Annotated in this window: 24 protein-coding genes; 10 read left to right on the top strand and 14 right to left on the bottom strand. The window is 62.8% G+C overall.

What is annotated here, in order from left to right:
• Window positions 1-197: 197 nt before the first annotated feature.
• Together ACYHH6_RS05270 and yihA are read left to right on the top strand one after the other, a co-directional pair.
• A complete protein-coding gene (locus tag ACYHH6_RS05270; protein ID WP_192256958.1) occupies window positions 198-836 on the top strand; it encodes a CatB-related O-acetyltransferase in 639 nt (212 codons plus the stop codon).
• Window positions 833-1,486: a ribosome biogenesis GTP-binding protein YihA/YsxC gene (gene yihA / locus ACYHH6_RS05265; RefSeq protein ID WP_352582849.1), complete on the top strand. Its 654-nt coding sequence runs from the start codon at window positions 833-835 to the stop codon at window positions 1,484-1,486. Before ACYHH6_RS05270 ends, yihA begins: the two co-directional genes overlap by 4 nt.
• Window positions 1,487-1,495: 9 nt before the next feature.
• Here the strand turns inward: yihA and ACYHH6_RS05260 are convergent, their stop codons facing one another.
• Window positions 1,496-2,239, bottom strand: a complete 744-nt coding sequence (locus tag ACYHH6_RS05260) for a TetR/AcrR family transcriptional regulator (protein ID WP_352582850.1) — start codon at window positions 2,237-2,239, stop codon at window positions 1,496-1,498.
• Between the two features lie 147 nt (window positions 2,240-2,386).
• Here ACYHH6_RS05260 and ACYHH6_RS05255 point away from each other — a divergent pair, with 147 nt between their 5' ends.
• Together ACYHH6_RS05255 and ACYHH6_RS05250 are read left to right on the top strand one after the other, a co-directional pair.
• Window positions 2,387-3,571, top strand: a complete 1,185-nt coding sequence (locus tag ACYHH6_RS05255; protein ID WP_352582851.1) for an HlyD family secretion protein — start codon at window positions 2,387-2,389, stop codon at window positions 3,569-3,571.
• A 22-nt stretch (window positions 3,572-3,593) separates the two neighbouring features.
• Window positions 3,594-5,195 (top strand): DHA2 family efflux MFS transporter permease subunit, encoded by a 1,602-nt coding sequence (locus ACYHH6_RS05250; RefSeq protein WP_435053198.1) that lies wholly within the window; start codon window positions 3,594-3,596, stop codon window positions 5,193-5,195.
• Window positions 5,196-5,300: 105 nt separating this feature from the next.
• Here ACYHH6_RS05250 and ACYHH6_RS05245 read toward each other — a convergent pair whose 3' ends face one another.
• The 5 genes from ACYHH6_RS05245 to ACYHH6_RS05225 form a co-directional block, all read right to left on the bottom strand.
• Window positions 5,301-6,836 (bottom strand): FAD-dependent monooxygenase, encoded by a 1,536-nt coding sequence (locus ACYHH6_RS05245; protein ID WP_352582852.1) that lies wholly within the window; start codon window positions 6,834-6,836, stop codon window positions 5,301-5,303.
• 155 nt (window positions 6,837-6,991) lie between these two features.
• The gene (gene msrB, locus ACYHH6_RS05240) at window positions 6,992-7,492 is read right to left on the bottom strand and encodes a peptide-methionine (R)-S-oxide reductase MsrB (RefSeq protein WP_352582853.1); all 501 of its coding nucleotides are present in this window, start codon (window positions 7,490-7,492) and stop codon (window positions 6,992-6,994) included.
• A gap of 214 nt (window positions 7,493-7,706) precedes the next feature.
• Entirely contained in the window at window positions 7,707-8,264 is a 558-nt protein-coding gene (locus tag ACYHH6_RS05235) for a fasciclin domain-containing protein (protein WP_352582854.1), read from the bottom strand.
• Between the two features lie 225 nt (window positions 8,265-8,489).
• Window positions 8,490-9,215 (bottom strand): anti-sigma factor, encoded by a 726-nt coding sequence (locus ACYHH6_RS05230; RefSeq protein ID WP_352582856.1) that lies wholly within the window; start codon window positions 9,213-9,215, stop codon window positions 8,490-8,492.
• Window positions 9,212-9,751: a sigma-70 family RNA polymerase sigma factor gene (locus ACYHH6_RS05225; RefSeq protein WP_112559010.1), complete on the bottom strand. Its 540-nt coding sequence runs from the start codon at window positions 9,749-9,751 to the stop codon at window positions 9,212-9,214. The genes ACYHH6_RS05230 and ACYHH6_RS05225 overlap by 4 nt, the downstream gene beginning before the upstream one ends.
• 147 nt (window positions 9,752-9,898) lie before the next feature.
• On the opposite strand from ACYHH6_RS05225, the gene ACYHH6_RS05220 reads away from it, so the two are divergent.
• From ACYHH6_RS05220 to argB, 3 genes are all read left to right on the top strand, one after another.
• Window positions 9,899-10,207 carry an amidase family protein gene (locus ACYHH6_RS05220; protein ID WP_352582858.1) on the top strand — a complete coding sequence of 103 codons (309 nt, stop codon included), beginning with the start codon at window positions 9,899-9,901 and terminating at the stop codon, window positions 10,205-10,207.
• Window positions 10,207-10,338, top strand: coding sequence for a hypothetical protein (locus tag ACYHH6_RS05215; RefSeq protein ID WP_352582860.1), 132 nt, complete (start codon window positions 10,207-10,209; stop codon window positions 10,336-10,338). Before ACYHH6_RS05220 ends, ACYHH6_RS05215 begins: the two co-directional genes overlap by 1 nt.
• 142 nt (window positions 10,339-10,480) lie before the next feature.
• A complete protein-coding gene (argB, locus tag ACYHH6_RS05210; RefSeq protein ID WP_013528489.1) occupies window positions 10,481-11,374 on the top strand; it encodes an acetylglutamate kinase in 894 nt (297 codons plus the stop codon).
• Window positions 11,375-11,399: 25 nt separating this feature from the next.
• Here argB and ACYHH6_RS05205 read toward each other — a convergent pair whose 3' ends face one another.
• The 3 genes from ACYHH6_RS05205 to ACYHH6_RS05195 all read right to left on the bottom strand — a co-directional run bounded on the left by ACYHH6_RS05205 (window position 11,400) and on the right by ACYHH6_RS05195 (window position 14,100).
• The gene (locus ACYHH6_RS05205; RefSeq protein ID WP_352582862.1) at window positions 11,400-11,816 is read right to left on the bottom strand and encodes a RidA family protein; all 417 of its coding nucleotides are present in this window, start codon (window positions 11,814-11,816) and stop codon (window positions 11,400-11,402) included.
• Between the two features lie 148 nt (window positions 11,817-11,964).
• Window positions 11,965-13,512, bottom strand: coding sequence for a magnesium-protoporphyrin IX monomethyl ester anaerobic oxidative cyclase (gene bchE, locus ACYHH6_RS05200; protein ID WP_352582863.1), 1,548 nt, complete (start codon window positions 13,510-13,512; stop codon window positions 11,965-11,967).
• Between the two features lie 111 nt (window positions 13,513-13,623).
• Complete coding sequence (locus tag ACYHH6_RS05195) at window positions 13,624-14,100, bottom strand: Lrp/AsnC family transcriptional regulator (protein WP_352582865.1); 477 nt, start codon at window positions 14,098-14,100, stop codon at window positions 13,624-13,626.
• A 140-nt stretch (window positions 14,101-14,240) separates the two neighbouring features.
• Between ACYHH6_RS05195 and phhA the strand changes: the two genes are divergently transcribed.
• Complete coding sequence (gene phhA, locus ACYHH6_RS05190; protein WP_352582867.1) at window positions 14,241-15,077, top strand: phenylalanine 4-monooxygenase; 837 nt, start codon at window positions 14,241-14,243, stop codon at window positions 15,075-15,077.
• Between the two features lie 108 nt (window positions 15,078-15,185).
• On the opposite strand, the gene ACYHH6_RS05185 is transcribed toward phhA, so the two are convergent.
• Window positions 15,186-15,590, bottom strand: coding sequence for a VOC family protein (locus tag ACYHH6_RS05185; protein WP_352582868.1), 405 nt, complete (start codon window positions 15,588-15,590; stop codon window positions 15,186-15,188).
• 103 nt (window positions 15,591-15,693) lie between these two features.
• Here ACYHH6_RS05185 and ACYHH6_RS05180 point away from each other — a divergent pair, with 103 nt between their 5' ends.
• Window positions 15,694-16,326, top strand: coding sequence for a TetR/AcrR family transcriptional regulator (locus ACYHH6_RS05180; protein WP_352582870.1), 633 nt, complete (start codon window positions 15,694-15,696; stop codon window positions 16,324-16,326).
• 43 nt (window positions 16,327-16,369) lie between these two features.
• On the opposite strand, the gene ACYHH6_RS05175 is transcribed toward ACYHH6_RS05180, so the two are convergent.
• On the bottom strand, window positions 16,370-16,864 hold the full coding sequence (locus ACYHH6_RS05175; RefSeq protein WP_352582872.1) for a MarR family winged helix-turn-helix transcriptional regulator: 495 nt from the start codon (window positions 16,862-16,864) through the stop codon (window positions 16,370-16,372).
• A 94-nt stretch (window positions 16,865-16,958) separates the two neighbouring features.
• On the opposite strand from ACYHH6_RS05175, the gene ACYHH6_RS05170 reads away from it, so the two are divergent.
• Window positions 16,959-17,126 carry a hypothetical protein gene (locus ACYHH6_RS05170; RefSeq protein ID WP_181059834.1) on the top strand — a complete coding sequence of 56 codons (168 nt, stop codon included), beginning with the start codon at window positions 16,959-16,961 and terminating at the stop codon, window positions 17,124-17,126.
• Window positions 17,127-17,284: 158 nt separating this feature from the next.
• Here ACYHH6_RS05170 and ACYHH6_RS05165 read toward each other — a convergent pair whose 3' ends face one another.
• The 3 genes from ACYHH6_RS05165 to ACYHH6_RS05155 all read right to left on the bottom strand — a co-directional run bounded on the left by ACYHH6_RS05165 (window position 17,285) and on the right by ACYHH6_RS05155 (window position 19,819).
• On the bottom strand, window positions 17,285-18,724 hold the full coding sequence (locus ACYHH6_RS05165) for a GMC oxidoreductase (protein WP_352582874.1): 1,440 nt from the start codon (window positions 18,722-18,724) through the stop codon (window positions 17,285-17,287).
• Window positions 18,721-18,891 carry a hypothetical protein gene (locus ACYHH6_RS05160; protein WP_112559017.1) on the bottom strand — a complete coding sequence of 57 codons (171 nt, stop codon included), beginning with the start codon at window positions 18,889-18,891 and terminating at the stop codon, window positions 18,721-18,723. Before ACYHH6_RS05160 ends, ACYHH6_RS05165 begins: the two co-directional genes overlap by 4 nt.
• Before the next feature lie 166 nt (window positions 18,892-19,057).
• Window positions 19,058-19,819 (bottom strand): GGDEF domain-containing protein, encoded by a 762-nt coding sequence (locus tag ACYHH6_RS05155; protein WP_352582876.1) that lies wholly within the window; start codon window positions 19,817-19,819, stop codon window positions 19,058-19,060.
• Window positions 19,820-19,835 lie beyond the last annotated feature (16 nt).

Genomic DNA, 19,835 nt, shown 5'->3' with positions numbered 1-19,835 from the left:
CTTCGCAGGGCCCCGGTTTCGTTTTAGCGGGTGAACCGCCCCAGGATCCCTCACGGTTCCGATCGGGAACCGCCGCTCCACTCCATCGAGCAAGGCTGATAGCGAAGGCTCGCGCGTCGGGCGATTGGTGGTATAGGGCGGATCAGGCTATTTTGAACGACGCACCCACCGGCTGCCACTCTTCGACGGACCTCGCCATGGACGGACCCAACCCCGACATCAAGCACCCGATCCCGATGCATACCCGGGTCGGCTTCCTGAAGCCGCTGGTCACGGCGCCGAATATCGAGATCGGCGACTTCACCTATTATGACGATCCGGACGGACCGGACAAATTCGCCGAGCGGTGCGTGCTGCATCACTATCCGTTCATCGGCGACAAGCTCATCATCGGCAAGTTCTGCGCCATCGCCGAGGGCGCGCGCTTCATCATGAACGGCGCCAACCATGCGATGTCCGGCTTCTCGACCTATCCGTTCAACATTTTCGGCCATGGCTGGGAGCACGGCTTCGATCCGAAAACGTGGTCTCAGGAAGTGCGCGGCGACACGATGGTCGGCAATGATGTATGGATCGGCATGGATGCGGTGATCATGCCCGGCGTGTCGATCGGCCATGGCGCCATCGTGGCGGCGAAATCGGTGGTGACGCATGACGTGCCGGCCTATGCGATCGTCGCCGGCAATGCGGCAAAGGTGGTGAAGATGCGCTTCGACGACAGGACCGTGCGGCGACTGCTTTCCGTGGCGTGGTGGAATTGGCCGGTGGACAAGATCGGCCGCAACCTCAATGCCATCCGGGGCGCCGATATTTCCAGGCTGGAGGCAGCGGTTTGAACGCGTTGGGCAACATCGGCGTCGAGCTTTTCACCAAGGGGTGGATCTTCATCCGCGGTGTGCCGGCGATGAAATTCCTGCCGCCGGAAGGGCCGCCGGAAATCGCTTTCGCCGGCCGCTCCAATGTCGGCAAGTCGTCGCTGATCAATGCGCTGGTCGGCCATAACGGGCTGGCGCGCACCTCCAACACGCCGGGGCGCACACAGGAGCTCAACTATTTCGTGCCGGGCGGGTTTTCCGGCGAAGGCACCGACCTGCCGCCAATGGCGCTGGTCGACATGCCGGGCTACGGCTATGCCAGCGCGCCGAAGGAAAAGGTCGACGACTGGACCAAGCTGGTCTTCGACTATCTCAAGGGCCGGGTGACGCTGAAGCGGGTCTATGTGCTGATCGATGCCCGCCACGGCATCAAGGCCAAGGACGACGAGGTGCTGTCGCTGCTCGACAAGGCGGCGGTGTCCTACCAGATCGTGCTGACCAAGACCGACAAGATCAAGGCGGCGGGCGTGCCGAGGCTGATCGAGGAGACGCTGCTGAAAATCAAGAAGCGGCCGGCGGCGTTTCCGTTCGTGCTCGCCACATCATCGGAAAAGGGCGAGGGTCTCGAGGAATTACGCGCGGCGATCGTGCTGGCCGCCAATGGCGGCTGAGCGAGCCAGCTAGGCCTTTGCCTTGGCCTTTGCCTCCAGGGCGATCAGCTGGTGGCTTTCTTCCTCGGCAAGCTTTTCGGTGCCGTAGAACTTCAGGAACATGCCGACGCCCGACCGCACGATGTGTTCGATTTCATCCTGGCTCGGCGCCTTGGTGCGGTAGGCGAAGATGCACTGGCGGAACAGGCCGGCCAGGCACAGTTCGGTGAACTGATAGGCGGCAAGGTCGACATCGTCGATCTTGAGCAGGCCGCGATCGATGGCGGCATTGAGGAAGTCGACCACCTTGTCGTGGCCGCGTTTGGGGCCGCGCTCGTAAAACCGGGCGCCCATGTCGGGTATCCTGTCGGACGCGCCGATGACCGTCCGCTGCGCCTGGATGACCTTGGCCGAGGTGATCTTCATCGACAGCACCTTGCCGAACTTCACCAGCGTCTGGCGCAGATCGTCGGCGCGGTCGAGCATGTCGTACATGTTCTTGAAGATGGTGCCGCGCTCTTCCTCGATCAGCGCCTCGAACAGCTCTTCCTTGTTGGCGAAGTAGACATAGATCGTGCCCTTCGAGACGCCGGCCTCGCGGGTGATGTCGTTCATCGACGCCGCTTCGAAGCCCTTGTCGATGAATACACGACGCGCGCCCTCGATGATCTGGCTGCGCTTGACCGGATCCTGGCCCGCCGCCGGGCGGCCGCGGCGCGCGCTGTCCAGCACATCGCACGAATCCTTTTCGGCGTCGGCTAACGTGTCGGCCATAAAAGTCACACCTCGCAAAATAATTCGAACCGACTGGTTCGATTGCCCCTTGATATGGGCCTACTTTAACGCTATGTCAACGTCCACATCGAACCGAACGGTTCAGTATAACACGATTTGCTCATATAGCGACAGTAGCGAGATATCATGTCCTCGAACACCCCAACCACGACCGCCGAAGTCCGGCCCTTCCCCACCGCCAAGGTCTCGCCGGTCATCGAAGCTCCGGAAGCGCCTCCCAAGCCTGCCGCCGAAGTTCTGGCCGAGACCCCTGCGAAGAAAAAGCGCTCGGCGCGCTCGCTGATGTTGCCGATTGTCGGGCTCGCGCTGCTGAGCGCCGGCACCTGGTATGGCTATAACTACTGGACCGACGGCCGGTTCCTGATCTCGACCGACGACGCCTATGTCCAGGCTGACATGTCATTCGTTTCGCCGAAGATTTCCGGCTATGTCGACAAGGTCGAGGTCTCGGAGAACCAGCAAGTCAAGGCCGGCGACCCGCTGCTGACCATCGATGACGGCGACTACAAGATTGCCGTCGCCCAGGCCGAGGCCCAGATCGCCACCCTGACCAAGACGCTCGACCGCATCGATGCGCAGACCAAGGCGGCACAGGCGTCGCTGCAGCAGGCGCAGGCGCAGAAGATCGCCGACCAGGCAGCCGCCGACAACGCCGCCCGTGCCCAGCAGCGCGCCGCGCAACTGGTCAAGACCCATGTCGGCACGCAGGCGCAGCTCGACGATGCCCAGACCGCTCTCGACCAGGCCAATGCAGCCCTTGTCGGCGCCGACGCGCAGATCGCCGCTGCGCAGGCCAATATCGGCGTGTTCGAGGCGCAGCGCGCCGAATCCGCCAGCACGCTGGCCTCGCTGCAGCTGAGCCGCGACAAGGCAGCGCGTGATCTGTCCTTCACCGTGCTCAAGGCACCGTATGACGGCGTCGTCGGCAATCGCTCGGTCGAGCAGGGCGACCTCGTCAGCCCCGGCCAGAAGCTCGCCGTCGTGGTGCCCATGGACAAGCTCTATATCGTCGCCAATTTCAAGGAGACGCAGCTGGCCAAGCTGGTGCCCGGCGAGAAGGTGCGGATCTCGGTCGACGCCACGGACGGCCATGATTTCGAAGGCACGGTGTCGTCGCTGGCACCGGCTTCGGGCGCGGTGTTCTCGCTGCTGCCGCCGGAAAACGCCACCGGGAACTTCACCAAGGTGGTGCAGCGCGTCCCGGTTCGCATCGAGGTGCCGGCCGATGTGCTGAAGGCGGGCAGGCTGCGCGCCGGCCTCAGCGTCGTCGTCGCCGTCGACAGCCGCACGGCTCCGGCCGCGGCGAACTGAGCGGCCGCCGGGAGAGAACGCCATGGCAACCGCAACCATCACTGCTGGAGCCGTGCCGGCACCTGCCATGCCGGCGGTGCCGACCACCATCTCGACGCGCCGCCTCATCGCCTTCCTGGCGATGGTGTTCGGCATGTTCATGGCGATCCTCGACATCCAGATCGTCTCGGCCTCGCTGGCCGAGATACAGGCTGGCCTGAGCGCCAGTTCCGATGAAATCCCGTGGGTGCAGACCGCCTATCTGATCGCCGAAGTGGTGATGATCCCGCTGTCGGGCTTCCTCAGCCGGATGCTGTCGACGCGCGTGCTGTTTGCAGGCGCCGCGGCCGGCTTCACGGCGGCCAGCGCGCTGGCCGCGACGGCCACCAACATCGACCAGATGATCGTCTACCGCGCCATCCAGGGCTTTATCGGCGGCGGCATGATCCCGAGCGTCTTCGCGGCTGCCTTCACCATCTTCCCGCCATCGCGCCGCGCCATGGTGTCGCCGATGATCGGCCTGGTGGCGACGCTGGCGCCGACCATCGGCCCGACCGTCGGCGGCTATATCAGCCATGCCTTGTCGTGGCACTGGCTGTTCCTGATCAATGTCGTGCCGGGTATTCTGGTGACAGCCGCGACCTGGTCGCTGATCGACTTCGACAAGCCCAATCTCGGCCTGTTCAGCAAGTTCGACTGGTGGGGCCTTGCCGGCATGGCGGCTTTCCTCGGCTGTATGGAATATGTGCTCGAGGAAGGTCCCAACCATGACTGGCTGCAGGAACAGGCCGTGTTCATCTGCGCCATCATTATGGTTGTCGGTGCGGTGCTGTTCTTCTGGCGCGCCTTTACCGCCGAGGAGCCTATCGTCGATCTCAGGGCCTTCACCAACGTCAACTTTGCGTTCGGCTCGCTGTTCTCCTTCGTCATCGGCATCGGCCTTTACGGCCTGACCTATCTCTATCCGGTCTTTCTCGGGCGCATCCGCGGTTACGATTCGATGATGATCGGCGAAGCGCTGTTCGTCAGTGGCCTGGCGATGTTCGTCACCGCGCCGATTTCCGGCATCCTGTCGAGCAAGATGGATTTGCGCGTCATGATGATGATCGGGCTGCTCGGCTTTGCCGCCGGCACCTGGTGGATGACGCATCTGACGGCAGACTGGGATTTTTACGAGCTGCTCATCCCGCAGATCCTGCGCGGCTGTTCGATGATGCTGTGCATGGTGCCGATCAACAACATCGCGCTCGGCACCTTGCCGCCGGACCGGCTGAAGAATGCGTCGGGCCTGTTCAACCTGACCCGCAACCTCGGCGGCGCCGTCGGCCTTGCCGTGATCAACACCGTGCTGATCGATCGCAGCGCCTTCCACTACGCAAGGCTGGCCGAGCATGTGGAATGGGGCAGTGCTGCGGCCCAGCAGAAGCTGCAGAACATGACGCTCGACTTCCAGCAGACTCCTGGCCTCGACGCCACCAAGGCGGCGATCTCCAAACTGTCGGGCATGGCCCACCAGCAGGCGTCGCTGCTGTCGTTCATGGACGTGTTCACCATGCTGACCGCCCTGTTCGCGATCATGGCTGTTTTCACCATGGTCATCTCCAAGCCGGCGCCGCCTGCGGGCGGTGGCGGCGGAGGCCATTGAGCGCGCCGGACCCCCCGCCTGGCGCCCTCATGCATGACCCCGGAAATCACCCCCGATTTTCGGGGTCATGCTTAAGCATCAACCGCTATCGAGATTTCCCGACCTTTATGCCGCGGCAGGCGGCCCGAACCATCTGGTCAGCGCGTCGGCCAGTCCAGCCGATGTCGGGCCACCGACCCAGGCCACATGACCGTCGGGCCGAACCAATACGGCGCCGGGCGCTTCGACCGCGCCCAGCACAGGCAGCTCCCATGCACCATCATATCTAGCGTCGAACGAGCGAACCCGATCCGCCCATGGGCCGATGTCGAAAGCGCGGGGTTTTCCAAAGTTGAGCAACAACGGTCGCGCGTCGTGCAGCAGCGTAAAGACCCTTTGCGGACCGTCGGCGGTGACGAGGTCGAGATCCGGCATGCGACATCCCAGCAATTCGTGGCCCTCGCCGAAATCGTAGCGAATATCCAGGCCGGACATCATGCCCGCACAACGCCTGCGCGGCTCTTCCATGGCGAGAAGATCGGATACCATGTCTCGCAGCGCCTTTATGCGTTCGTCTTCACGGCGGAGCACGACCGCCGCCATGGTGTTTTTCAACACACGCGCGGCAACCGGGTGGCGCTCGGCCTGATAGGTGTCGAGCAGGCTTTCCGGCGCCGTTTTCCTGACCACCTGAGCGAGCTTCCATCCCAGGTTGACCGCGTCCTGCACACCAAGCTGCATGCCCTGTCCGCCGTCCGGCGGATGCACGTGCGCTGCATCTCCGGCCAGCAGCACCCGTCCCTGGCGGTATGACGCTGCCTGCCGGGCCATATCGGTGAAACGGGAAAGCGACGCCGGATTGTGGACGCCATAGTCGGTTCCGAAGACAGCAATGAGCGCGTCGCTCAGATCGCGCAGCGTGGGCGGCGCGACAGCCCCGACCTCGTGTTCGGTCACCACTACCCGCACGGTCCCGTCGTCCAGCCTGCTGAGACCATGAATGCCCGTTGCATCACGGTGGATGCCCCAGTTCGGCTCCTCTGTTACCTCGACCTCGCCAATCAGGTTGCTGGTCGTCGGATCCGAACCCGGGAACTCGATGCCCGATGCCTTGCGCACGAGGCTTCTGCCGCCGTCGCAGCCGACGAGGTAATCGGCACGAAGCGAGCGGCCGTCGCCGAGGGCGACGTCGACGCCACTGTCATCCTGCACGAAAGCCGTCACCTCGCAGCGACGGTAGATCGTGACGCCAAGCTCCTCCACCCATTCGGTTAGGATGCGCTCGATATGCTTCTGCCACAAAGCGAGCCCGTAATCGTGGCGGGTGGGAAAGTCGCTGATATCGAGGGAAACGCCGGCAAAGCCCGCGACCTGGGCAGTCCGCCCTTGCGCCAGAAACCGATCGGCAATGCCGCGCTGGTCTAAGATCTCGATGGTTCGTGCGTGCAGGCCGCCGGAGCGCAGCCCGTCGAGCTCCTGTCCAACGCGCCGCTCCACGATGGCGACATCGATGCCCGCCAAGGAAAGCTCGCCGGCCAGCATCAGTCCGGTCGGCCCGCCTCCGACGATCACCACGGGATGGGAGATTTGCGACCGGTCGGCATCAGCATGACCGATCGATTTGCGCTCGCCTTGGCGAGCCCTTTCTTCAGTTCGTTGCATAGATTCTGGCCCTCTCGTTAAGGGCTGGGGAATCTACGCATAAAAAGGCATCTGCCAATTCTTGATTTTAAGAGTTTTGGCCCCATTTTCACAGGTAGGAGGCGGTCGCTACGCCACCCCCCAAATTCACGACAGCGCCAAGAGATGCTGAACGGTCAGGCCGTGGCCGGCTTGAAGCTGAGCGCAACGCCGTTGATGCAGTGGCGCAGGCCGGTCGGCGCCGGTCCGTCATCGAAGACATGGCCGAGATGGCCGCCGCAGCGGCGGCAGTGGACCTCGGTGCGGGTCATGCCGAGCGAACGGTCCTCGGTCTTGCCGACGGCGTTGGCAATCTCCTGCCAGAAGCTCGGCCAGCCGGTGCCGGAATCGAACTTGGTCTCTGAGGAATAGACCGGCAGGTCGCAGCCGGCGCAGGCGAAAATGCCCTTGCGGTGCTCGTTGAGCAGCGGGCTGGTGCCGGGATATTCGGTGCCTTCCTTGCGCAGCACGTCGAAGGCTTCGTCGGACAGGATGGCGTGCCACTCGGCGTCTGTCTTGGTGACCTCGAAGGTTTCGGCAGCCTTGGCGGGTTGAGGCCCGCCCAGGCGCAACGTTGCCACAGCGCCGGCAACGGCCGCAAAGGCGACGCCGCTGAGAAGTAAATCGCGACGGTTCATGACAGAAATCCTCCTGCGGTTGTTTTGCCAAATCTGGCCGCCACTGGAAAATCAAAAGCCGGTGACGGTGGCCCTGCAAACGAACGCTCCATACCGGTTCCGCACTTTTAGCGGACGGGATGGAGCGCTCGGTCGTTTGCGCGGCCCACGGGGACTCGAGCCGCGCAATCTGCAGGGAGCCTTGACCAACTGTTCGTTGGCGGCAGGCGCTTTGTTACATCTTCGGCAGCAGGACCTCGTCGATGACGTGGATGACGCCGTTGGACTGCTCGACATCGGCGATCGTCACATTGGCGACATTGCCGTTCTCGTCGGTGACGGTGACCTTGCCGTCATCGGCCTTGAGCGACAGCTCGCAGCCGCCGACCGTCTTGACCTTGTGGGTGCCGCCGTCGGTCTTGGCCATTGCGGCGACATCCGCGCCCATCGCCTTGGCGCCGATGACATGGCAGGTCAGGATCTTGGTGAGCTTGTCCTTGTTTTCGCGCTTGAGCAGCGTCTCGATCGTGCCGGCCGGAAGGGCTGCAAAGGCGTCATTGGTCGGTGCAAAGACGGTAAAGGGGCCGGCGCCCTGCAACGTCTCGACCAGGCCGGCAGCCTTGACGGCCGCGACCAGCGTGGTGTGGTCCTTCGAATTGACGGCGTTCTCGACGATGTTCTTGTTGGCGAACATGGCGGCGCCGCCAACCATCGGATTCTCGGCATAGGCAGCGGTGGCGAGAGCGGAGACGGCAATGGTACCGGCGAGCAAAAGGGTGGCGATTCTACGCATAGTGTTCGGACTCCTCGGGTTATTGTTCCCCTTTCGGGAACATGAGGAGATACGGAGAAGAACTGCTTGAGTTTCCGCGCGCCGGAAAAATTATTCTTTATTTTTTCGGCGAATCACATTTTCGGGGGACCGAACCATTAATTTTCGCCGCCGGCGGCCAAAACGAAAACAACGGAAGATATACTTCCGCTGTACTTCCTGACCACGTCATGACCTTGAGGTCTATCAGATACCCTTCAGATCGCCCGCGGCAACGACCGGTCCGGTCGGCTGTCCGGTCGGCGAACCACCCGTCGGCTCGACGCTGACGGCGAGTACGGCGCCTTGCGCCAGCTTCTGCTGCACGGCCGGGGTAACCGGGATGTGCGTGGTCTGGCCGGCGGGAATGATGCCCATCGAAACCGGCGCATTCTTGCCTTCGATCATCCACAGTTCGAAGTCCTTGCCGGCGGCGCGTTCGCCCGACACCAGCGACAGGCCGACATCCTTGCGTCCGGCGTCGTAGACGACGAGGTATTTGACATCGCTGCCATCGGCAGCCAACGAGGCTACGAGGCGCTCCTGCGGCACGACGACCGGCGGCCTGACGTAAGGCACGGCGACGTAAAGCACCAGCGCGGCGAGAGCCGCTGCGGTGAGGCCGCGCCAGAAGGCAAGGCTCGCCCAAAGGCTGCCGCTCGGCGCCGCAGTAGTCGACGCTGCGGTGGAGGAAAACAGCCGGCGATCGATGGCCGGCTTGATGGTGGCCGGCGGCTCTACTTCCGCATAGGCGGCGGCCATCGGTGAAAGGTGAACCTCCCAGGAATCGACGAGACGAGCGAAGCCGGTCTCCGCGTCGATACGTCCGGAGGCTATCTGGCGTTCATCCGCCGGCAGCACACCGAGAACGTATTCGGCTGCGAGCAGGTCGTCGCCTCCACGTTCCGGTCCATTTTCTTCTGCCAGGGTCATCTTTCCAGACATTCTCTAAGTTTCAACAGGCTGCGGCGCAGCCATGTTCGCATCGTGTTCAGAGGAACCTTGTGACGTTCCGCCAGGTCGGCGTAACTTTCGCCGTTCAAATAAGCGCCCCGGACGGCTTGCGCCCGGTCTTGTTCCAACTCTTCGAGGCACTGGTAGATGCGCTCGGATTCGCCGCCCGCAACAACCATGGCCTCAGGCCCCGGACCCGGGTCAGCCACGTCGAGCGCGGCATCGATATCGGCAGCAGGCTTGCGCCGCGATCTGATGCGATCAATCGCATGATTGCGCGCTATGGCTACCAGCCAAGAGATTGGGCTGAGATCAGAAACGGCGAAACGATCGGCCTTGGTCCAGACTTTGACGAAGACCTCCTGCAGCGCTTCTTCCGCATCTCCCCGGTCCTTCAATACACGAAGGCACACGCCGAAAAGTTTCGCGCTGGTCTGCCGGTAGAGCAGGTCAAACGCAGCCCGATCCTTCATCGAAGTCCGGACAATCAGGGTGGAGATGTCCTGCGGCGTCATGCCGGCAAGCTAGGCGATTGCGATTTATTTGCATAGGCAGAATTGGTGTTCTCCACGCAAACGTCGTCCCAGCTGAATCGCGAGTAATTGTCGGTCGATTGCCAAGGAAATCCGCTGTCGTTAGCCTCTCATAAAAAGGGGAAAGCGATGTCGGCCGAACGGATGCTGTGGGAAAACGATGCAACCGGCCTGGCAGAGCTGGTACATAGCGGCGAAATCTCGCCGCAAGACCTTGTCGATGCGGCCATCGCGCGCGCCGAGGCCACCCGCCCCGACATCAACGCCATTGCCGAGCCGCTCTACGATGCGGCGCGGACACGGGCGAAATCCGTCGACCGCACCCTGCCTTTGGCCGGCGTGCCCTTTGCGCTGAAGGACCTCGGCATCGCCATCAAGGGCGTGCCGACGCATACCGGCAGCCGCATTCCGGCTTTCACCGCGACTTCAATTCGGTGATGACCGAGCGCTATCTCGCTGCCGGGCTCATTCCGGTCGCAACCAGCACCTCGCCCGAACAAGGGCTGAGGCTGATGACCGAATCGGCCGCCTTCGGCATCACCCGCAATCAGCCTGCTCCGGCTGGCTGACGCGGCGGGCGCCGCTGAAGGGTGCCGGGCTAGATCGCGCCGTCTCTGCGATTTCATCATTGTGACAGCAAAGCCGTTTGCGGCCTGCGCCAATTCCCGCTAAGACGCCGCCGTCCTTACCCACATCCAGGGAACCACGCCGATGACGGAGATCACCGCCACCGCCGAAATGCAGGCCGCCCTGCTTTCGCGGGCACTGCCTTATATGCAGCGCTACGAGCACAAGACCGTGGTGGTGAAATATGGCGGTCATGCCATGGGCGATATCGAACTCGGCAAGGCCTTTGCCCGCGACATCGCGCTGTTGAAGCAGTCCGGCGTCAACCCGATCGTCGTCCATGGCGGCGGCCCGCAGATCGGCGCCATGCTGGCCAAGATGGGCATCGAATCGAAGTTCGAGGGCGGCCTGCGCGTTACCGACCAGAAGACGGTCGAGATCGTCGAGATGGTGCTGGCCGGCTCGATCAACAAGGAGATCGTGGCGCTGATCAATGCCGAAGGCGAATGGGCGATCGGCCTGTGCGGCAAGGACGGCAACATGGTGTTCGCCGAAAAGGCGCGCAAGACCATGATCGACCCGGACTCCAACATCGAGCGCGTGCTCGATCTCGGTTTCGTCGGCGAACCGGTCGAGGTCGACCGCACGCTGCTTGACCTCTTGGCGCGCTCCGAAATGATCCCGGTGCTGGCGCCGGTGGCGCCCGGCCGCGACGGCCACACCTACAACATCAATGCCGACACCTTTGCCGGCGCCATCGCCGGGGCCTGCCAGGCGACGCGCCTTCTGTTCCTGACCGACGTGCCCGGCGTGCTCGACAAGAACAAGAAGCTGATCGATGAACTGACGGTGGCCGAGGCCAAGGCGCTGATCAAGGACGGCACGGTGTCGGGCGGCATGATCCCCAAGGTCGAAACCTGCATCGAGGCGATCGAGCGCGGCGTCGAAGGCGTCGTCATCCTCAACGGCAAGACGCCGCATGCGGTGCTGCTCGAACTGTTCACCGAACACGGCGCCGGCACGCTGATCGTGCCCTGAGCCGCAGCTGGCCGCAGCCCGTCGATCAGGCTGCCAGTTCTGTCAAGCGGGTTGGGGGCAGGCGTGCGATGACCTTTATCTCGAAGTCGAAGCCGGCTAACCAATTGACGCCGACCGCGGTCCAGTTGGTGTAGGGCGGCTCACCGAGCGCCTTCAGCCGAACGGCATCGATCGCGGCCCATTGCGCGGCCGGATCGGTGTGGAAGGTGGTGACATCAACGATGTCGTCGAACGTGCAGCCGGCGGCCTTCAGGACGGCTGCGAGATTGTCGAAGGCAAGCTGGACCTGCTTTTCGAAGACCGGTTCCGGCGAGCCGTCCTCGCGGCTGCCGACCTGACCCGAGATGAACAGGAAGTCGCCTGAGCGGATTGCCGCCGAATAGCGGTTGATCTCGTACAGAGCCTGCCGGCCGGCAGGGAAGATAGCGTCACGTTTGGTCATTTTCACTCCATCTGGACAAGGCAAGGCTCGCGACGATGTCGGCCTGCGCTTCGGGGTCGTTTACATACGCCCCGTATCTCCGAGATGGGCACATACGTAGCGTATGTCAATACACATACGCTACGTATATCTGTGGGTAGTAGAGCCCTCAGGCGCCGGGCGAGATCGCGACGGCCGCTTCGGCCGGCTTGCGCGGCGGACGCACGACAACCATCGATTCTTCTTCGGCATCCTGCGGCGCGCCCCAAAATTCGGCCAGCGTCGGACCATCCTTCAGGCGGCGGTCCCGGGCCAAGAAACCCCAGACCTCGCGGAACCAGACGCGGCGGCCCATTTGCGTATACCAGCGCATCGAATGGCGCTGTTCGGGATCGGGGTGGAAAAGAATGCGGGCCAATGCCTTTGGTCGCGACTGCACCGCGACCTCGATCAGCTTGACCGAGAAGAACAGCATCCAGGGTTTCAGCCGCGTCATCTGCAGCACCTGGTGCTTGTAGTCCCACAGCCGGGCGTCGGTCTGGATCACCTTGCGGTCCCGGGCGATGCGGAAGAACGGCGTCCAGCGATGCGGGGTGACATAGAGCGCCTGGATCTGGTCGGGGTCGTAGGCAAGCAGCTGGCAAAAGCCGCGCCACAGGTCGCGAAAGGTCTCGTCCTCGAACCCGGCCACCCAGGTCGCCATCGACAATATGCCATGTTGGCGCAGCAACCTGATTGCCTCGCGGTCGGACGAGGTGCTGCCGCCCTTGCGGATCAATGCAAGTGTCTGCTCGTCGGTGTTTTCCATGCCGAGCAGCCAGCGGATGACGCCCGCTCTGCGATAGAGATGCAGGATATCGGCATCGCGCACAATGTCGTCGGCGCGGGTCGAGCCAACGATCAGCACAGGCACGTTCTCGGCGATCAGCGCATCGAGAAAAGCGCGCCAGGCTTTCTTCGACACGGTCGGGTTTTCGTCGGCGAGGTTGACCAGTTCGACGCCGTGTTCGCGGTGCAGCCAGGCGATCTCCTGCGCGAATTTCTTGGGGTCGCGATGCCGCCAGCGGGTCCAGAAACCGCGTTGGCCGCAATAATTGCACAGATGCGGGCAGCCGCGCGAAAACTGCATGACCACGGCGCGCTTGCCGCCCCAATAACTGTAGCGGCGATGGTCGATCAGCTCCCAGCCGACGCGATAGTCGTCAAGAGCGGCGATGGTGGCGGCCGGACGCGTCGCGAAGGGACGGCCGAGATCGTCGCGATAGGCGATGCCTGCGACTTCGGCCAACGGCCGGCGCTTGTCCAGCGCCTCGATGAGGGCAACGATGGTCGCCTCGCCCTCGCCGCGCACGATGAAGTCGAAGACATCGGTTGCCGCCAGTATGTCGCGCCAGTGATAGGTCGGGAACACGCCGCCATAGATCACCAGCGTCGCCGGCTCGCGTGCTTTGACCATGCGGGCGATGGTGAGCGCGGTCGGATGCGCCGAGGTCGACCCGGAATGGCCGATCAGGATGCAGTCGCGCTGGCCGCTCAAAGCATCGCGCACAAGGGTGTCCAATGGCATCGGCCCGAACTCGGCATCGACGAGCCGCACATCATGGCCGGCGTCGATCAGCGGCCCGCCAATTGCCAAAAGGCCAAGCGGCGGCAGATGGTCGTCGGGCACGCGGCTGCCGATGGCGGTGTGCGGCGGATTGATCAGCACGATGTTCATGACGGACCCCGGAGCAGTGGTCCGCATGGGTAGCCGGCGCTTCAGATCGGCAATTGGGCTCCATTCAGCAGTTTGCGTGCAGCTTTTCGGCAGAAATGGCGATGCCTGCGTTCATCGCCTGAGATGGGCGAGCGGCACGTGGCCGGGGCCCTTGATGTTCTGCAGAACCAGCTGAGTGTGGACGTCGCGCACTCCCGAAAGCCGCATCAGCCGGTGCATGACGAAGGCGTTGAGCTCGTCGACCGATGGCACCATGACATGCAGCAGGAAATCGTGCTCGCCAGTCATCGTCCAGCAGGACGACACTTCGTCCATTCGCTGCACGGCGGCAATGAAGGTTTCTGGCGAACCGTCGCTGTGGCTGACCAGCCGCACCTCGATGAACACCTCGACCATCAGGCCAACGGCGCGGCGGCTGAGCACGGCGGCGAAGCCCTTGATGATGCCGGCCTTCTGCAGCGCCTCGAAGCGGCGCGCGCATGGTGTCGTCGACAGGCCGATCTCCTGCGCCAACTCGGATACGGGTTTTCTCCCGTCGCGCTGCAGGATGTCGAGCATCTTGATCTCGAAATCGTCAAACTGAGGCATTTTCACTCTCCTTCAGCTTTCGTGTGGTGACTTTTACCTCAAATCCTGTCTCCAAGCCATCATCAAAGCTGAATTGCCTCGCCGGCTGCCGCTACATTTGCCGAACAGATTCGACGTGTCATGATCAGGGGAGAAGAACCATGACGACGATGAACGTTGCCGAGTATGCCCGTGATTGCGCGGCCCAAGGCCTGCGCGGCGACTATTCGGTGTGCCGTTCCGACTTCACCGTGGCGCAAGGCTATGACTACAGCGCCGAGGAACAGGCGGTGTGGCGCACGCTGTGCGACCGCCAGACCAAACTGACCCAAAAACTGGCGCACCACTCCTATCTCGACGGCGTCGCCACGCTCGGCCTGCTGGACAGGATCCCGGATTTCGGCGCGATCAGCGAGAAGCTGCGCAAGCTGACCGGCTGGGAAATCGTCGCCGTTCCCGGCCTCATTCCGGCCGCGCCCTTCTTCGACCATCTCGCCAACCGGCGCTTTCCGGTGACCAACTGGCTGCGGACGAAGGAAGAACTCGACTACATCGTCGAACCCGACATGTTCCACGACTTCTTCGGCCATGTGCCCATCCTGACGCAGCCGGTGTTTGCCGACTTCATGCAGATGTACGGCGAGAAGGCCGAGAGCGTGATTGCGCTTGGCGGCGACGACATGATCACCCGGCTCTACTGGTACACCGCCGAATACGGCCTGATGCAGGAGATGGGCCAGCCGCTGAAGGCTTTCGGCGCCGGACTGATGTCGTCCTTCACCGAATTGCAGTTCGCCGTCGACAGCCCGGATGCGCATCACGTGCCCTTCGACCTCGAAACGGTGATGCGCACCGGCTACGAGATCGACAAGTTCCAGCGCGCCTATTTCGTGCTGCCGTCCTTCGACGTGTTGCGCGATGCGTTCCGGACCGCCGATTTCAAGGCGATCGTTGCCCGCCGCAAGGGGCAGCCCGCGCTCGACCCGGCGACGGTCTAGCAAATCCGGAACCGATGTTTAAGGCGTTGCGCCCGGAAACAAAGACCTGAAGCGAGTCGCGTGAATCCGTTTCAACGCGACGCGCTTCGGGCGCTCGATTCCGCTGGCCTATTGCATGGCGGACGGGTTCATCCACAGGAACTCCCAGACGTTGCCGTCGGGGTCTTCGATGTGGCGGTTGAACATGAAACCGAGATCCTGCGCAGGGTTTGGATCGGCGCGGCCGCCGGCCGCCACGCCCTTCTCGACTATCGCATTGACCTCGTCCTTGCTGTCTGTGGTGAGCGCGATCAGCATCTGGCTGTCACGCTTGGCGTCGCCGATCTGCCGTGCCGTGAACTGGCTGTAGTGTCCGTGCGTCAGCAGCATGACCCCAATGGAGTCTGAGAACATGATCGAGCTGGCCTGGTCGTTCGAGAACTGCGGATTGAGCGTGCCCCCGATCGCGAGATAGAACTTGGTCGCTGCCTGCAGATCGCGCACCGGTAGATTGAGGAAGATCATCTTGGTCATCGGTCTAAGCCTTGCCTTCGTTGACAGGTACTAGTCAGTCCAGTACCGTTTTCATGGCTATCACGTGGGAACGGTACCGTCTAGTACCGGTCAAGGGAGCGCGATGAAAATCGACGGTGAGACGAGATCGGCACGCAAGGATCGTGAAATCATCCAGGCGGCCACGGCGGCGTTCATCGCTAAGGGTTATGACGGGACCAGCATGGAAGAAATCGCTACCAGGGCGGGAGCTTCCAAGCAGACCGTCTACAAGCATTTCACCGACAAGGAGACGCTGTTCGGCGAAGTCGTTCTGTCGACCGCTACACAAGCCAACGACATCATCGAGTCCGTGACGACGCTGCTTTCCGAGGCGAAATTCATGGAGGGTGGCCTGCGGCAGCTTGCTCGACGTTTGATAGCGGTTCTCATGGATGAAGAGTTGTTGAAGCTGCGGCGCCTAATTATCGCCAACGCGGACCGAATGCCGCAGCTTGGCCGCAGTTGGTACGAAAAGGGCTTCGAGCGCATGCTTGGCTCAATGGCGTCCTGCTTTCAAAAGCTCACCAGTCGAGGACTGATACTAACCAGTGATCCCCATCTGGCAGCCAGCCATTTTTTCGGAATGCTTCTTTGGATCCCCATGAACGAAGCCATGTTCACGGGAAGCAACCGGCGTTCCAAAGCCGAACTTGAACGACACGCGGATGCCTCGGTGGAGGCGTTTCTTGCCGCCTATGGAGTCCAGCCGAAATAGTCTCGTCCCTGCCGACATATGCAGTGCAAACACACAGGCATCCCTATCGCTCGGCGTCCGGCCCCTCGGCGTTCAGTCGCGCCAGCTGGTCGCGCTGCAGGTCGAGTGCGGCGTGGACGAAGCGCGATATGGTGGCGAGTTCCGCGTCGCTGAAGGTGGCGACGACCTTCTCGCCTTCGCGTGCGATGGCGCCGTAGTAGCGCTCCGACAGCTCGCGCGTCGCCTCGGTCGCCTCGATCACCACCTTGCGCCTGTCTTCCAGACTGCGCGTCCGGGTCAGGTAGCCGCGTGCCTCCAGCCGGTCGATCAGCGCGGTCACAGCGGCCGGCGTCAGGCCGGTTGCGATCGCGATGGCGCCGGCCGATTGCGGGCCGCCGTAAAGCAGCCCGATGCAATGGCGTTCGGCCATATTCAGCCCAAGCCTTGCCCCCACTGCTTCGTCATAGGCCTGCGTCGCGTCCTGCCACTGCATGATGGCCAGGCCGATGGCCGTCGTCATGTCGTCACGATTCCGGCTTGACGATTTTATTTCGATCATCTAACTATCAATCTGTCTAACATTTAGACCATTGCATCAATATGCGGTTGCGGCCCGGACATAGCAAGGGGCCAGCCGCCGACAAGGAGTGAAAATGAGCCTGATTCAACAGCGTGCACCCCTCTCGCATGAGGAAGAGTACAAATATGCCGAGATGGCGATGAAATGGTATGGCTGGGGCTCGCCCATCGGCCTCGGCATACTGCTGGTGGCGCTGGCCGCCGCGGCTGTGCTGGTGCGCATCGCCGTCTACGGCCTCTAGGGCAATTGCAGGAAAAGTGTGTAGCGGTTTTCCGTCCGGAATTGCGTAAATCGCTACAACTCAGCACCATCTTCCCAAAGGCGCGCCAAGGCGGCGCCGGCAGCCGTCATAGGCGCCGGCGCCGCCTGCTTTTTGGAACATTAGACATGATGACTGCGTCACACCGTGATGATCTTGCTGAGATGATCACCCATCCGGCAGGCAAGCGCTGTGATCGTCGTCGTCGGGTTGCATTCGCCCGAGGTGCAGAACACCGAGGAGCCGCCGACATAGAGATTGTCCATGCCGTGCACCTTGCAGTTGGCGTCGACCACGCTTTTGGTCACATCGGTACCCATGCGGGTGCCGCCCATATGGTGGTGGCCGGCCAGTTCCTCATCCGCCGGATAGTCCTGGCCATTGGCAAGCCAGTCCATGATGCGGACGCGGCCGAGGTCCTTCTCGATCAACGTCGTGCCGAAGAGTTTGAGCCCCTCCAGAATGGTGCGGCGCTCCAGCGGCGACTTCTTCCAGTGCAGCTCGATGCGCGGCACGCCGGCATGGTCGACATCGGTCTTCGACAGTTCGATCCGGTTCGAAGCCAGGGGTGCCTGTTCCCAGGCGACGTAGAGCTGGGCCGCGCAGCGCAGATTCTGGCTGAGCTGATACGCCACCCATTCGGCGGCGTCGGGTGCGGTGCAGGCAAGGTCGGCAATCAGGCTCTTGACGCCGGCATAGGGCGTCTCGATCAGGCGGATGCCGAAATTCATGATCTGCAGCCGCTCCATGGCGGCCAGCGTCGGCGAGAAGAAGGCCTCGTTGACGGCGTCGACCTCGAACTCGCTGTAGTCGGCCAGGATGGCATTGCCGCCCTCGAAGGTCGGATGTTCCATCCAGTAGCGGCCAAGCGCCGTGGCGTTCGGCACCACGCCGCCATTGGAGCGCTGGTTCGACCATAGAAGCAGCCGTGAATTCTCCAGCCCGCCGGTGCAGACGATGAAATAATCGGCGCTGAAGGTGCCGGCATCCTGGCCGTTCGCCCATAGCCTGGCGCCAGTCACCCGCTTGCCGTCGCCGGCAAGTTCGGTGGCATAGGTGTTGAGCACGACGGCGATGGTCTTGCTCTTGTCGAGCTCGTCGGCGAATTTCTCGCCAAAGCGCACGGCCGGGCTCTTGATCAGCTGCACCCAGCGTATGTCGTCCGAAATCGGCACATCGGGACGGAAGTCGGGAAGCTCGAGGATATCATGCACCTCACTCAGATAGGGCTCGATGTCGATGCGGCTGATCGGCCAGCCAGTGTCCGGCGCCCACGCCTTGGGTTCGAAATCTTGGCTGTCGAGCACCCGGCACCAGCCGGCCCAGTGGTTCGACGAGCCGCCCATGAAGCGCAGCCGGGTGATATCGAGATCGAAATAAGGATCGCCGACCGTGGTGCCGCGGTAGAAATCCTGCGAGTCGTCGCTGAATTCGCGCGCGCCGGCTTCCAGCACCACGACCGGAATGCCGGCGGCGCCAAGCTTCCTGGCGATGGTGGTGCCGGCAGGGCCTGAGCCGAGGATACAGACCCTGGGTTTGAACTCCGAGGCGCGATACGCCTCATAACTGTCGAAGATCATGCCAGGTCGCTCCGCTTCAGGATCCAGCCATTGACCTCGACGATCTCGTCGGGATCGGCATGGGGGCGGTCGCTGTCAGGCAGCTTGCGAAACAGCCGTAACGCCGGCATCGCAAGCAGCGCCTGCAGGATGGCGCGGCGCGATACTTTCTTGATGAAGAAACTCATGACACGTCTCTCGATGGGGGCCTCGATCCACGCATGGCGTTCCCTGAACGGCACACGTGCCGGCCCGACAGGCCATTTCCGTGCCAGTCCTAGCCGGTAAACGGCTTACAACCGGGTAAACGGCGTGGTTGCGTGAAAAACGACGTTAGCAAATCCTTAGCGAGCCTCAGGCGGCCTCGGAAATGTCCCGGTCGAGGATCGACAAATTGCGGCCACGGTGCTTGGCCTCGTAGAGCCGGAGGTCGGCAGCGCGCATCAGTTCCGAAACATTGGCATCCTCGCCGCAAGTGATGCCGCCAATGCTGACGGTCAGCGGCACAGTCCGCTCGTCGACCGGGCGGAAGCGGATCAGTTCGACTTCGCGGCGGATGCGCTCGGCGACGCGCCTGGCCTCCGCGCCGGTGGCGCCGACCAGGAAGGCGCCGAACTCCTCGCCGCCGATGCGGCCAAGCACGTCGCCGCTGCGCACGCCGCGCTCGATGGCGCTGGCGATCAACAGCAGCGCATCATCGCCGGTCAGATGGCCAAAACTGTCGTTGATCGCCTTGAAATGGTCGGCGTCGATGATCAGCAGCGCGCCACGATCGGATTTACGCCGCGAGCCGTCGAGTGCGGCAAAGAAGCTCTCGCGGTTGAGCATGCCGGTCATGTCGTCGCGGCTCGCCTTCTCCGACAGACGCCGGTGCGCGGCGGCGAGCTGGGCATGCGCGCGGGCGAGGTCGCGGTGCGCGCCTTTCAGCCTATCGGTCTGCCAGAAGGTGCTGGCGCAGGCGATCCAGGCGAGCGCCAGCGGGCACACCGTCGACGTCAGCCAGATGGTGCGGCTGATCGGAAAACCCATGGCGGGAACGATAATAAGCGTCAGCAAAAGCGAGACGGCTACCGAGCCGAACGCGACGGCGGCGGACTTTAAAAGTATGCGACTCATCGCTGGCTCCCACTGA

The sequence above is a fragment of the Mesorhizobium sp. P171375 genome, assembly GCF_057786075.1.
This window is presented reverse-complemented; position numbering and strand designations above follow the sequence as displayed.